At 44.6% G+C, this 14,538-nt stretch carries 11 protein-coding genes; all 11 read left to right on the top strand.

Annotation, left to right across the window (positions count from 1 at the left end; translation table 11 throughout):
• Nucleotides 1-24: 24 nt before the first annotated feature.
• The 11 genes from HBAL_RS14170 to HBAL_RS14115 all read left to right on the top strand — a co-directional run bounded on the left by HBAL_RS14170 (nt 25) and on the right by HBAL_RS14115 (nt 14,347).
• Nucleotides 25-1,641: a carboxylesterase/lipase family protein gene (locus HBAL_RS14170; protein ID WP_015828637.1), complete on the top strand. Its 1,617-nt coding sequence runs from the start codon at nt 25-27 to the stop codon at nt 1,639-1,641.
• A gap of 48 nt (nt 1,642-1,689) precedes the next feature.
• Nucleotides 1,690-2,268: a hypothetical protein gene (locus tag HBAL_RS14165; protein ID WP_015828636.1), complete on the top strand. Its 579-nt coding sequence runs from the start codon at nt 1,690-1,692 to the stop codon at nt 2,266-2,268.
• A 438-nt stretch (nt 2,269-2,706) separates the two neighbouring features.
• Complete coding sequence (locus HBAL_RS14155; protein WP_015828634.1) at nt 2,707-4,173, top strand: mannitol dehydrogenase family protein; 1,467 nt, start codon at nt 2,707-2,709, stop codon at nt 4,171-4,173.
• Nucleotides 4,166-5,179 (top strand): TRAP transporter substrate-binding protein, encoded by a 1,014-nt coding sequence (locus HBAL_RS14150; RefSeq protein ID WP_015828633.1) that lies wholly within the window; start codon nt 4,166-4,168, stop codon nt 5,177-5,179. Before HBAL_RS14155 ends, HBAL_RS14150 begins: the two co-directional genes overlap by 8 nt.
• A complete protein-coding gene (locus tag HBAL_RS14145) occupies nt 5,172-5,681 on the top strand; it encodes a TRAP transporter small permease (RefSeq protein ID WP_015828632.1) in 510 nt (169 codons plus the stop codon). Before HBAL_RS14150 ends, HBAL_RS14145 begins: the two co-directional genes overlap by 8 nt.
• The gene (locus HBAL_RS14140) at nt 5,672-6,952 is read left to right on the top strand and encodes a TRAP transporter large permease (RefSeq protein ID WP_015828631.1); all 1,281 of its coding nucleotides are present in this window, start codon (nt 5,672-5,674) and stop codon (nt 6,950-6,952) included. Before HBAL_RS14145 ends, HBAL_RS14140 begins: the two co-directional genes overlap by 10 nt.
• A gap of 109 nt (nt 6,953-7,061) precedes the next feature.
• A complete protein-coding gene (locus HBAL_RS14135) occupies nt 7,062-7,412 on the top strand; it encodes a cupin domain-containing protein (protein WP_049763224.1) in 351 nt (116 codons plus the stop codon).
• Between the two features lie 8 nt (nt 7,413-7,420).
• Entirely contained in the window at nt 7,421-8,449 is a 1,029-nt protein-coding gene (locus HBAL_RS14130; RefSeq protein ID WP_015828629.1) for an alpha/beta hydrolase, read from the top strand.
• A 158-nt stretch (nt 8,450-8,607) separates the two neighbouring features.
• On the top strand, nt 8,608-11,388 hold the full coding sequence (locus HBAL_RS14125; RefSeq protein WP_015828628.1) for a TonB-dependent receptor: 2,781 nt from the start codon (nt 8,608-8,610) through the stop codon (nt 11,386-11,388).
• 167 nt (nt 11,389-11,555) lie between these two features.
• Nucleotides 11,556-13,187: a family 43 glycosylhydrolase gene (locus HBAL_RS14120; RefSeq protein WP_015828627.1), complete on the top strand. Its 1,632-nt coding sequence runs from the start codon at nt 11,556-11,558 to the stop codon at nt 13,185-13,187.
• Nucleotides 13,188-13,309: 122 nt separating this feature from the next.
• Nucleotides 13,310-14,347, top strand: coding sequence for a LacI family DNA-binding transcriptional regulator (locus HBAL_RS14115; protein WP_015828626.1), 1,038 nt, complete (start codon nt 13,310-13,312; stop codon nt 14,345-14,347).
• Nucleotides 14,348-14,538 lie beyond the last annotated feature (191 nt).

Below are 14,538 nucleotides of genomic sequence, written 5' to 3'. Positions count from 1 at the left end.
CCTTTAAAAAGGAGAGGGACGCTTATGAATATCGAGAATAATGGAATTTTTTCGCGACGCACGGTTTTGCAAAGTATTGCTGCAGCGACACCATTGATCGCTGTGGGGTGTGCGTCAGCACAGGCTGGCGCGGCGTTTGGTGGCGGATCTGATCCAGTTGTGCAGACTCAGTATGGGCCAGTAATGGGATCCCGTCAGAACAATGTTTATACCTTTAAAGGAATAAGGTATGGGGCAGATACTTCTCAAACACGCTTTGCCAAGCCAAACCCTCCAGCAGAATGGAAAACTATTCTACCTGCTCATGAGTATGGTGCTGCTGCACCTCAGAAAAATCAAAATCTGAAGCAAAGCGAAGATTGTCTGTTTTTAAATGTTTGGACGCCGGATGTCTCGGGCCGCGCTAAGCGTCCCGTGATGGTGTATTTACATGGTGGTGCATACAATACAGGTTCTGGCTCCGATGAACTTTATGATGGAACAAACCTTGTGACCAAAGGTGATGTGGTTGTTATCACGATCAATCACCGTTTGAATGCTTTTGGCTATTTATCACTTACGAATTTAATGGGGGGATCCTATCTAGATTCTGGCAATGCGGGGCAGTGGGATATTGTGCTCGCATTGGAGTGGGTGAAAGCCAATATTACCGCGTTTGGGGGTGATCCTGATCGCGTAATGTTGTTTGGTCAGTCTGGTGGCGGTGCAAAGATTGCGACTTTGATGGCAACGCCAGCTGCAAAAGGATTGTTTCACTCTGCTGCGACAATGAGCGGCCAACAGGTCACAGCTTCAGGACCAATTAACGCGGAAAAAAGAGCGCGCGCTTACCTGCAAAATGTGGGTGTTGGTGTTGGTGATGTTGAGGCATTAGCAGCATTGTCGACTGAGCGTCTTGTTGAGGGTATCCAATCTCAAGACCCAATTGATCCTGAAAAAGGATTGTATTTTGGGCCTGTGCTTGATGAGCGTATGTTGACGCGCCACCCATTTTGGCCTGATGCGCCAAGTCAGTCATCTCATATTCCGATGATATTAGGTAATGCACATGATGAGACTCGTATTTTTATAGGTCGCAAATCGCCGGAGACGTTTGATATGTCTTGGGAAGATCTCCCGAAATGGCTGCCTAAGCATATGCGATGCGATATATCTGCAGATGAAGTTGTGCGCGTTTATAGAAAAGCCTATCCTGATTATAGTGCTACGGATGTGTTTTATGCTGCAACGACAGCTGGTCGCTCTTGGCGTGGGCAGGTAGAAGAGGCGGATGTGCGCGCCAAAGAAAAAGGGCCAACTTGGGTCTACCAATTTGATCTTGGTTCGCCTGATGATGGTGGGAAATGGGGGGCGACGCATACGATTGATATCGCTGCTGCTTTCAACAATCTCGATAAAGAGGGTGCGTTTTTGGGGCAGGGACCGGACGCTGTGCGCGTGGCTGATCAGCTGTCTAGCTCATTTATCGCGCTGGCGAGAAATGGTACGCCCAATAGCGATAACTTACCGGAATGGTCGAGGTATGAAGTTCCTGAAAGAAATACTATGGTATTTGGAAAAACGACTGAACTTGTATCTGATCCGCGTAAAGTTGAGCGTGAACTTTTTGCAAAAGTACCATTTATTCAATGGGGTAGTTGAGCGCTGTGTTAAATTTCAATATTGAAAATGATAAGGGGAGTTGAGTATATGAAACGTGTTGTTCTAACGGGTGTGATGGGTGTGGCATTGTTGAGTGCGGCCTGTGAAGGGGCAGTTGAAACTGAAACCCCAGTTGCTCAATCATCTGATGTTGTTGAGGAAGTCACAGTTGATGATTTGGCTGAGAAGATGGTTTCTGCTGTAGAGATCACTGATCTAGCTGCTGCTGATATTCCGGTGGATATTGTTAATCTCGTCACGATTGCGTCTCCCGGTTTGCAAATTGGTGAAGCGCAAAAAAAGGTTCGTGATGGACGCACATATTTTGATGTTGAAGGCGAAACAGCCGAAGGCGAAGAAATTGAGTTTGATGTCCTAATGACAGAAAACGGGCCCGAAATTGTTGAGATCCAACGTGATTTAGCGTGGAGTGAGGTGCCTGAAATTGCTTCACAAGCTGCATTAGAAGTTGGTGATGTTAATCCGGTGCGGGTTATCGAAAGCAAACAGCCAGACGGTTCGATTATTTATGAATTATTTGCTGAAGGTCAGCCTGGTGATCCTGCAATGGAAGTGCGCGTAGTTGATGGTGTTGCAGAAGTGCTTGCCGAACGTTGGCCGCACTAAGTAGTTTTTGGGTCGGCAGAATCTGACGTTGAAATCATGTGGTTTTAACGTCAGATCGTCGTCTGGTTTTTTAATATCTAATTTATCAGTATGATAAAGCGATATTCTTTCGTATAAAGCTATTGCGCATTTTATGACACCGGTTACCATCGGGCTTTGTTGTCAAGCGTATTTTGGGCTTTAACGAACGAATGAGAATGAAGGAAAGCGGTTTGAGTGGGGCGAATTATCCAAATCCAGTAAGAAGTGCACGGTTAGCGCTTCTGGAAAATGTGGTTGGGGTATTTTCGAACATCGCCCAGAGTGAGGGGGGTAACCTTGATCGTTTAGCGCGTGTTTTTCGCGCGCATATTGTTGAGTTAGTGGCTGAAAAATGTGTTAGTGCTATGATGTGTACCAAAATATCAAATAGATTTCAATATGTGGAACAATAATGTCATGAGTCCCTCTAACGCAGCACGTCTGAACCCTGAAAACATCTCTAAACTTTCTTCGGGTGTGAGATGTTATGATTATGATCGAGATAGTTTGCCTGTTCGCGTTGTGCATTTTGGTGCTGGCGCTTTTCACCGCGCACATCAATTAGATTATTTCGACAGATTAAATGCAATAGATCCTAATTGGGGTGTGTGTAGTGCATCTTTGCGCAGTGCCAAAGTTAAGGATGCGTTGGAGCCTCAAGATGGGCTTTATACATTGGTTGTTCTGGATGATGTGATTGAGTATCGCATTATTGGTACACTCAAAAGTGTGGTGCTAGCAAAAGATCCTGAATTTATAGAGCGTCTAACTGCGCCCGAAACTTTGGTCGTCACATTGACGATAACAGAGAAGGGATATTGCGTTACAGCCGATGGGCAGCTTGATGTTGAGAATCCTGATATTAAGCGCGACCTTGCCACGCCAAGTAGCCCTGTTTCAGCTATTGGTTGGCTGGCGCTATGTTTGAGCATCAGAATGGAGCGGGGTCTCAACGGATTGAATATAGTCAGTTGTGACAATCTTTCAGGTAATGGTGAAAAGCTTCGCGCGGCTGTTTTGGGTTATGTTCAACATACAAATCCTGACCTTGTGAGCTGGATTGAATCCAATTGCTTTTTTCCAAATACAATGGTCGACTCTATTACGCCAGCTACGGACGAAAGTTTGCTTGGCCGCGTGCAGGACGCTATTGGTCTAAATGATGAATGGCCAATTCAAAGAGAAGCTTTTACATCTTGGATTATTGAGCGCAACGTTTCAGAAGATTTTCCTGACCTAGCCAAAGTAGGCGTGACTTTCACATCGGACGTTGCTGCACATGAGAGTGCAAAACTGCGTTTGTTGAACGGCGCGCATTCATCGCTGGCTTATATTGGATTACTGTGCGGGCATGAGACTGTTTATAAGGGCATGTCCGATCCAGACGTGATGACATTCATTGCAAGCTTGATGAGAGATGAAATCGCTCCGTCAGTGAACGTTCCTGAAGGTATGGATATCGAGGCGTATATCAATTCACTGATTTCTAGATTTCAAAACCCAGAGATTGAACATTTGCTATCTCAAATAGCGTGGGATGGTTCGCAAAAATTACCCTTCCGGTTGTTTCAGACTGTTCAAGATAACATTGGGGCAGGGCGGTCCATATCCAAATTGTGTATGGGTATTTGTGCTTGGATGGAATTTGTACGACGTCAAGCGATCTCGGGTACTCAATTGGTTGATCCTAAAGACAAAGAATTACGTGCATTAGCGCTTGCATCTGATGGTAAAAATTACGCCGAAAAATTCATTCGGGAGTCGGGCGTCTTCCCCGCGTCTTTGAGAGAAAACACAATCTTTCTGGAAAATATAAATAATAGCTATGCGTCGCTTGCAGGCTTTAAGAAAAATATCCTAACCAGGGTGGAGTTAAATGACTAAAGAGAAAACTGGTCTCTCGATAGATCGACGAAATATGCTCGTCGGTCTGGGGGGCATGGCCGCATTGTCTGGGTGTTCATTTGAACGCAAGACCCTCATTTCCGCTGATGCGCATCCAGCTGACTATCCAACTGTGCGTGCTGTTGAAGAAATGGCTCGACTGCTGAATGAATATACAAAAGGCGAAATGAAAGTTAAAAGTTTCGCTGGGGGGCAGCTTGGTTCAGAGCGAGATACGCTGGAGATAACATCTTTTGGCGGTATTGATTTTAACCGTGTGAACCTTGCACCGCTCAATGCAATCGAGCCGCTTACTGGTATCGCGTCACTACCATTTCTGTTTAAGACAACACAGCACATGCGTGACACGCTTGATGGTGAAATTGGTGATGCTATTTTGGCTTCATTGGAGCCTCATGGTTTGATTGGATTGTGTTTTTACGATTCTGGTGAGCGGTGTTTCTATAATACACGAAAGCCAATTCGAACCCCTGAAGATATGAAGGGGATGAAGATACGGGTTCAAAACTCTGACCTTTATGTCTCTATGATCAAAGCGTTGGGTGCCGACGCGACTCCGATGGCGCTTGGTGAAGTTTATCAATCTCTCATTCAGGGTGTGATAGATGGTGCCGAGAACAATTGGCCGTCTTACGAGAATGGTCGCCACTTTGAAGCGGCTCCGTTTTACTCTTTGACGCGACATGTGATGACGCCGGAAATCCTTGTTATGTCTGCAAGCCGTTGGAACAAATTGTCCTCAGAAAACCAAGCTCACGTTAAAAAAGCAGCCAAGGAAAGCGTTGGTTTTATGCGTAAGCTTTGGGATGTGCGTGTGATTGAGGCGAAAGAACGTGTGTTGGCGGCAGGTGTTCAAGCCAATGAAGTTGACGATATCACGCAATTTAGCGCTCTGATGAGACCTGTTTGGGACAAGTTTGTCAAAACAGATCAGCAAAAAGAGCTGATGCATGCTGCGATAGAATTGGGCAATTCTTATGATTGAGCTTTTATCGAAATTTACACACAGAATGGCTGATTTGCTTGTGAATCTAGCCGGTGCCGGACTGATATTAATGACGGCAATTGTTGGGTGGCAGGTGTTTGGCCGGTTTGTATTGAATGCAAGCCCGTCATGGTCTGAACAAGCCTCTCTAGTGCTTATGATCTGGTATGTTTGTTTTGCCGCTGCGGCCGGTGTGCGTGAGGGGTTTCATATCCGTATCGTCGCGCTTGAAGAAGCTGTGCCGCCAAAACTCAAGCATGGCATGAAACTAATCAATGAAATTGTTGTAGGTTTTTGTGGAATTGCAATGTGCATTTGGGGCGGGGAGCTTGTTCTAAAAACATGGTCGCATGTCATCCCTTCTTTGGGGCTATCACGCGGTCTTGCCTATTTAGGTCTCCCAATTGCGGGTTTTTTGATCGCGCTGTTCTCTCTTGAACGAATATTTGAAGAATTACACGGCGATGATGTCGAGAATGAAGAGGATCCAAGATGGAACTGATTGTACTTGTTGGGGCTCTGGTCTTTTTTCTTGCTATTGGGGTCCCTGTAGCGTTTTCATTGCTTGCTGCATCAATGGCAGCGTTTTTTGTGCTCGACATTCCTATGCTTGTTGTTTTTCAACGCATGGCTGCGGGTGTAAGTGTGTTTACACTGATGGCAATTCCATTCTTCATATTTGCGGGCGATCTTATGTATCGCTCAGGGATTGCTGAGCGATTAGTTAAGGTAGCTGAGGCTGCTTTGGGGCGTTCCCGAGGCGGGTTAGGGCAGGTGACAGTTGGGGCATCTGCAATGTTTGGAGCAGTCTCTGGGTCTGCGATTGCAAGCGCTTCGGCTATGGGCTCAACGCTTGTTCCTTTGATGGAAAAGAAGGGCTATGACAGCGATTACGCTGTGAATGTAACAGTCACATCAGCTATTGTTGGTCTTCTTATTCCGCCTTCTCACAACATGATTATCTATTCGGCTGCTAGCGGTATTGGCGTTTCGATTGGTGACATGTTCTTAGCGGGTATTGTGCCGGGTATTTTGACTGCTGCATTACTTATGTTTGTTGCGTGGAGGGTGGCAGTTAAAAGAGGTTATGAAAAAGGTAGCTTCCCGGGAATGCGCGCTTTTCTGATGGCTGCAGTCATCGCAATTCCTGGTCTAATGGCTGCGATAATTATAATGGGCGGAATTCTTAGCGGGATTTTCACTGCAACGGAATCTTCTGCTATCGCTGTAATATACACCATTATAATTGGAACGTTTGTTTATCGATCTCTTGGTTGGGATTTGTTTATTAAGGCTGCAACCCAGTCCGTGAAGATTACGGCGATGGTCTTGATGATTATTGGTGCGGCGACTGCTTTTAGTTATGCGCTTGCTATTTTGGAAGTGCCAACACAATTGGCAAATCTGATTACGACAGCGGTTGATAATCCGATTATCATCTTATTGCTCATCAACGTCATTTTATTGTTGCTTGGAACATTCATGGATATGTCGCCATTGATTGTGATCATGACGCCAATCTTGCTTCCTGTGGTTCAAAAAATTGGCGTTGATCCAGTGCATTTCGGCATCATTATGATGTTGAACCTTGGAATTGGGCTTGTCACGCCGCCAGTTGGTTCGGTTTTGTTTGTAGGAGCTGCTGTCGGTAAAATTCCTGTTGAGCGAGCTGTGAAAACGATCTGGCCATTCTATGGTGCATTGTTATTTGCGCTGATGGTTATCACTTTTGTTCCAGCCGTTTCTTTGGCGCTTCCAAATGCGTTTAAGTAAGGAAACTGGTATGAAGTGTTTGTTACACACTGCCGGTATAATCAGTGTAGCTTTGTTAAGCCAAAGCTGCACGACTGTGACTGTTGCGGCTAACGAGACTTTGCCGGCGATGGTTATCGTAGATGAGAATGATGTCGTTATAGACCAGCCCCCGCCTCATGGTGCGATCGGCATGAGTACGGCTTACCGTATTAGTGATGTTGCGCCTAAAAGAAATATGGAATTTCGTAAGCGTAGCCTTCATGTTGGGGCTCAAATAGGCGAGCATATTATCAGTCATGATGAAGTTTATTACGTCGTGTCTGGCAATGGTGTTGTCATAAGTGACGGAGAAGAAGCTGCTTTGTCCGAAGGTATGGCTGCATATCTCTATACCGGTGCAAATGTCGGCATTCGTCAGGTTGGGGATGAGCCGCTTATGTTGATTATTTCATATCCGCTCGCAGCGCGCAAAGAATAGAGGAATACATGTCTTTGAGAAACTTGGGACTAATTGGTATTTTAATATTAGCAACTATTCAGACGGGATGTGTATCTCTTCAGAATAGAGAGAACCAAGTTTCTCGCAGCGCGTTTCCTGAAGAATTGCTGGTTGAAGTGGACCGCCAACCCGATTTGGAAATATCATTATGGCCTGAAGGTGCGCCGGGTTCAAATGAGGCAACGGATGCGCTTTCTCAGCATTATGTTGAAAGAGAAAATCAATATAATTTACCCGATCGTGCCGCTCTTGAAGTGACTGATCCAACGATCAAGTTGTTTCAGGCTGAAAACCCCAATGGTAGTGTTCTGCTCATAATACCGGGAGGGGGATATAATCATGTTGTGGTTGAGAAAGAAGGATATGAGGGCGCTCGTCTCTTCAATAAATTAGGTGTTACTGTTTATGTGATGACTTATCGTTTGCCGCATCAAGGTTGGGGTGATGGGCCAGATACACCATTGCAAGATGCACAACGTGCTGTTCGATTGATACGTTCTCGTGCACTTGTAGATGACATTGATCCTGCACGTATTGCGGTTATGGGGTTCTCGGCAGGTGGTCATGTTGCCGGTTCTTTGCTGACTCGGTACAATGCTGATGTTTATGATGGCATAGACGCAATTGATGATTTGTCAGCAAAGCCAGATCTGGGCGCTCTTATTTATCCAGTGATATCAATGGATAAAGCTATTACGCATACAGGATCACGCGAGAAGTTGATTGGCGAATCTCCCAATTTGGAGCAAGTGCAGAAATATTCGGTAGAATTGAATTTGGAAGATTTACCTCCTCCGACATTCATCATGCACGCTGCTGATGATAGAGCTGTACCAGTTGAAAATTCACTGCGTATGTACAGTGCCTTGCTAAAAAATGGTGTGCAATCAGAATTACATGTCTTTTCTACAGGTGGGCATGGTTTTGGTGTTCGGGGGCTTAAAGATAAGCCGCAAGCTGCTTGGCCGGAGTTGTTTTTTAACTTCGGTTTACATGTTGGCACTTTTGAAAAATGAAATTTGTGGTTTTATAAGATCATAAATTGAGTGTGAATAAAAAAGCACACCAGACAAAATATACGGGCATTCAATATATTTATGTAAAAAACTAAGCTTGACACCGGTGGCATTTTAAATGACACCGGTAGCATAACTAAATTCCGTGGGAGGATATAATGGACGATAATCGTAAATTTGGAATTCTAGCTGGCGTATCAATGATTGCGTTCAGCGTAGGTATGGGACCAGCCTGGGCTCAAGAGACTGCAGAAGCAGCAGCACCAGAAGTGACTGAGCAACGTACGCTTGATACTATTGTTGTGACTGGATTTCGTCAGTCATTGAGTGAAGCGCTAGATGTTAAGCGTAACACAACAGGATCAGTAGATGCGATTTTGGCGGAAGATATTGCTGATTTTCCAGACCAGAACCTTGCTGAATCATTGCAACGTATCCCCGGTGTTGCAATCACACGTGAAAGCGGTGAGGGGCGCGAGATTACTGTACGTGGTCTAGGTGGAGAATATACACGTGTTCGTGTGAATGGTATGGAAGCTATCGCCGGTACTGGCGGAGCATCAACTAACACAGGCCGTGGTTTCGACTTCAACGTTTTTGCTTCTGAGCTGTTTAACCAGATCGTTGTATACAAAACAGCATCAGCTGAGCTGGATGAAGGGTCTCTTGGTGCGGTCGTTGACTTGAGTACTGGTCACCCATTGGATTATGAAGAAGGTTTGACTGGGGCAGTAAATGTTCAAGGTCAATATAGTCCGCTTTCAGAAGCTGTAACACCACGCCTTTCAGGTCTTCTATCATATAAAGACCCTAATGGTGTTTGGGGTGTTTCTGGATCTGTAGCGTATTCAAAAACAGAAACAGTGAATGAAGGTCAGAACACTGTTCGTTGGCAAAAAGCTCGTTTCCAATCCGTTGGCGGTGTAGATTGTGTTGCTGACCCAAATGACACTGGATGTGCAACTGTAACTGATGCTTTCCACCCACGTATCCCGCGTTATGGGCAAACAGATATTACTGGTGAGCGTCTTGGTTTGACAGGAAGTTTCCAATGGGCACCAACTGATGCAGTTAAGCTGACTATTGATGGTCTATATTCCGAGCTTGACGGTACACGTGAGCAGCGTTTTGCTGAAGTTCTGTTCCGTGGTAATGAAGGTGGAATGGACGTACTGGATTACACTTATGATGCAAGTACGAACAATCTAACAAGCATGACAGTGAACAATGCATTCGTACGTAACGAATTGTTCGCTCAAGGTTGGAATACGAAGTTTAATCAAGTTTCGGCCCGTTTGGAGCACGAATTCACAGACACTCTACGTGGTGATTTGTTGATTGGTACATCTAAGTCAGAGCTGACTGTGCCGTATGAAACAACTTTCATGATCGACAATACGACTTACGACAATTTCTTCTATGACTATAGCAATGACGAGTTTCCAGTCATCGCATTTAACGGTCAAGACGTAACTGACCCTGACACATTCTACTTGAATGAATTCCGTAACCGTCCGGCTGCTGTGAACCACGGCTTCGACACAATTTCTTATTCTTTAGAAAAAGATGTTGCTGATTCATACACATTGTCTGGTGGTTTGACTTACAAAAAGTTCTCGTTTGACCGTTACGGCGCTCGTGCTGATACAAGCGCATGTGCATCTGGATTGGTTGATTGTAGCATTGATGGCGTAAATGGTCTTGATGTAACAAGCGCAAACACTGACCTCTACACATTTGGTGGTGATGTTGGTGATGGATCAACAATTACATGGTTGGTGCCAAACCTTGATGCATGGGCTGATGAGACAGGTATATATAACATTGAGCCGACTCCGCGCGTTTCAGACATTTATGAAGTAGAAGAAGAAGATCTTGGTGCATTTGTTAAATTTGCAGCAGATGTAGAGCTTGGTGGTCGCGGACTACGCTACGATATTGGTGTACGCTATGCTGAAACTAAGCAAACTTCCACAGGTACTGTAAGCGGAAGTAATGTTGTTATTGAACGTGAGCCATATTCAGATGTGCTACCGTCAATTAACATTGCTTATGATTTGACTGATGACATTGTTCTTCGTGCGGCTGCGGCTAAAGTTATGACACGTCCGGGTCTTGGTAACCTTACACCAAACTCAAGCGTTGATAGCTTTAACTATAAGGTTTCTGGTAAGAACCCATTCTTGAACCCAACACGTGCTACAAACTTTGATATTTCTGCTGAATGGTATTTTGCAGAAGATGCATTGTTCTCAATTGCAGTGTTCCACAAGGATATTGAAAGTTTCCCGATTAGCACAGAAGTCACAGATACTTTTGCGTCAACTGGTTTGCCTTTGAGCGTGTTGCAGCCAACATCTCCGACTGCAGAAAACCCAGAAGGTGGGCCATTGGAATCTTGTAACCCAGCAAATGGTGGGTCTGGATGTTGGACAATCTCAACATTGGGTGATGGACCAGGTGCTAAAATTTCTGGTGCAGAATTTAGCTTCCAAGTTCCTTTCTCAACGTTTACAGAGCTAGCATTTGTGTCCGACATGGGATTTGTTGGAAACTACACAATGGTTGATAGTGATGTTGACTACACATTCGGTTCTGAAGTGATTTCTGAGCGTCTTTTGGGTATGTCTAAATCTTCATACAACGCGACAGTGTACTATGAAAATGACAAGCTATCTGCTCGTATTGCTGCGGCTTACCGTGATGATTACATCACAAGCACGAGTGGTAACTCAAACGTATTTGAAGGTTATGCGCCTTCATTGCGCGTCGACTTCTCATCTTCATATAGCTTGACTGAGAGCCTTGGTCTTAGCTTCGAAGCGCTTAATCTGACTGATGAGTACACAGATCGTTTCACTGACCTCGAAAATGATCGTCGTTACGAATATGAGCACACAGGTCGTGTATTCATGGTCGGCGCGAAGTATAAATTCTAGTTGAAGCCATTTTTAATGGCTTTGCAGATGACTCAAAATCTCCCGTGAACTGAGTCCTAAACTTGACCCGAAGTCTTTGAAAGGCTTCGGGTTTTTTAGAATAAGGTGAGATTTTGAAAAGATTCGATTTTTTGAAAATTAGTTACCGCCTTAGAGGGGATTGAATTATGAAAGATATTTCGAGACGGCAAGGGTTGGCGTTGTTGGGGCTTGGAGCTGCAGCTGCATGCAGTAAAGTTTCTGAAAATTCCATAGAAAGTTTGCCACATAATAAAGAGTCTTCAAAAGCCGAGCCGCGTGTTTGGGGAAAAGGCTATGAAGGGCAAAGAATCGCTGATCGCGGAGATGGCACTTTCCTAAATCCAATATTTGCGGGGGATCACCCAGATCCAGCTATATTGAAAGATGGCGATACATATTATGTCACGTTTTCATCATTTGAAGCTTATCCAGGGCTTCTGATCTATCGCTCATATGACCTTGTAAACTGGGAACCACTTAAACCAGCCTTGAGCAAATATATTGGTTCGGTGTGGGCACCTGATCTGATCAAGCATGGTGATAGATTTTATATGTATATTCCGGCTCGCACGTCGGACTACAAATCAAATTATGTGATATGGGCTGATGATATTGAGGGGCCTTGGTCTGATCCGGTGGATCTTAAGCTTCATGACCATATAGATCCAGGGCATATTGTTGGAGAAGATTCTAAACGTTATTTGTTTTTATCCAATGGTGACATGATTCAGCTTTCTGATGATGGATTGTCAACTGTGGGAGAGGTCAAGCACATATATGACCCATGGATGTACCCTCAAGAATGGGATGTAGAGTGTTTCTGTCCTGAAGGTCCTAAAATGCTGCGCAAAGGGGACTGGTTTTATATGCTAACAGCTGTTGGTGGAACCGCAGGCCCACCTACAAGTCACATGGTAATCTCAGCGCGTTCTAAATCGGTATTTGGTCCGTGGGAACATGCGCCAAACAATCCACAAGTGCGAACTAAATCAAGGGATGAACAATGGTGGTCGCGTGGGCATGCGTCTTTAGTTGAGGGACCTGAAGGCAAATGGTGGTTGATTTCTCACGGTTATGAAAATGGCTATTGGACGCATGGTCGTCAGGCCCTGCTTGAGCCTGTGAAGTGGCGAGATGATGATTGGTGGGAATCAGAAGGAGGGGATCTGTCATCTTCTTTTCCTGTGCCTAAATCAGATAAAAAAGTTAAGCACGGAATGCCTTTCAGCGATGATTTTGCTGGACCCGGTTTAGCCCCGCAATGGGCATTTTTTAAACCTAGCCCAGATGAATATGACCGTTTATCAATTGGTTCTGGGACGCTGGCTATGAAGGCTAAAGGCTTGGAACCAAAGGATAGTTCTCCTTTGTGTTTTAAAGCTGGTGATTTAGCTTACCAAATAGATATTGAAGTCGAGCGTGACCCCGGCGCACGAGGCGGATTGCTGGCATTTTACAATGAGAATATTTATGCCGGTTTAGCCTTTGATGATGAAGGTTTCATTTTTCATAGATATGGAATGGAGCGCAGACGCCCTAGAGACATTCCTAAAGGTGTGGAGCACTTATTTTTGCGAATGAAGTATGACCATCATATTCTGACTTATTACTATAGCTTTGATAATGAAAGCTGGAATAAATTTGAAGTACAGATGGAAGTGTCTGGTTATCACCACAATGTAGGATATGGTTTTTTGAGTCTAACGCCAGGTATCTATGCTGCACGTGATGGCGAAGTGCGCTTTTCAAACATGAAGTACAAGGCACTCAATAGATAAACCTTGTAGACACTATTGTATTGTAAGTCTTGCGCTTCACACGCGTAAGACTTACACAATGGCAGTTGGAAAGCTGAATTTTATATTTTCAACAGAGAGTAAAAAGAATGCAAGGACGACGAATGACTGAGGCGCAAAACAGTGTTAGTCGTCGTTTGACTATTGTTGATGTGGCGAGAGAAGCAAATGTCTCGGTGAAGACAGTTTCCAGAGTCCTCAATGATCAAAAAGGTGTTGGCGAGACAACGCGTCAGCGGGTTCGTGATATCATGAATTCGATGGGATATCAGATCAACAAGGCGGCTAGGGATCTGAGATTGAATCGGCCCACACTCGTAGCCTTGGTCTTGGACAATCCTACCACCCACATGAGTGCGTATAATGCTGATTTGCAGATCGGCGCGATGCGGGCTTGTAATAAAATGGGATATTATCTCATCGTGGATGACTTTGGTTCGCAAGAATGTATTTTTGAAGAAATACTTGAAAACCCTGATCTTGCTGGAATGATTATCGCACCAAGTCTGGCTGATAATTTCAATATGTTGAATACTCTGGATAAGAGGGGGATTCCATATGTCCGTATTGCACCTCAAAGTGAAATTGATAGGTCGTGCTCCGTATTGATAGATGATAAATCAGCTGCTTATGAGCTTGGTGAGCATCTATTGGAGTTAGGGCATACAAGAATAGGGATTATCAAGGGGCACCCTCAACATCGTGTCAGTGAAATTCGATATCAGGGTGTTGTGGAGGCCTTCTCTTCAGTTGGGATATCTATAGACCCTAAACTTGTTTTGCAGAGTTTCTTTGATTTTAAATCAGGTATGGAAGCCGCAGCTAAATTATTGTGCCTGCCTGATAGGCCTACGGCTATTGTCGCAGCAAATGATGATGTTGCAGCCGCCGTTGTGGCTGTCGCGGCAAAAAAAGGCATCAAAGTTCCAGAACAGTTATCTGTCGTTGGATTTGATAATTCTCCTATATCTCAATCTATTTATCCCTCTCTAACAACCGTCAATCAGCCGGTTATTGATATGTCCAGAATAGCAGCCGAGTTGCTCATTACGGGTGCATTATCAGGAGAAGAACAGACGCGACGCGTTGAATTGGATTATGAGGTTGTATTCAGAGATTCGACATCTCAACTGCGTAATTGATCCAAGAATTCCTTCCAGCGTAATCTTTTTGTTGCCGCATTTCAAAAAATGGCTATAGTCCTCAATGAGACAACGATGGACGTAAATCTACAACAGCGAATTTATATGTTCGCGATACTGGGTTGAACGTCAAAGTTTCAAATGGGTCTAAGGCGAGTGCAATTGTGCAAATCGTCTAGGTAAATGAGAAA

It is taken from the genome of Hirschia baltica ATCC 49814 (genome assembly GCF_000023785.1).
In the GTDB taxonomy this organism is placed as follows: Bacteria; Pseudomonadota; Alphaproteobacteria; order Caulobacterales; family Hyphomonadaceae; genus Hirschia; species Hirschia baltica.
The sequence above is the reverse complement of the archived record's forward strand: the minus strand, read 5'-3'. Positions and strand labels throughout refer to the sequence as shown.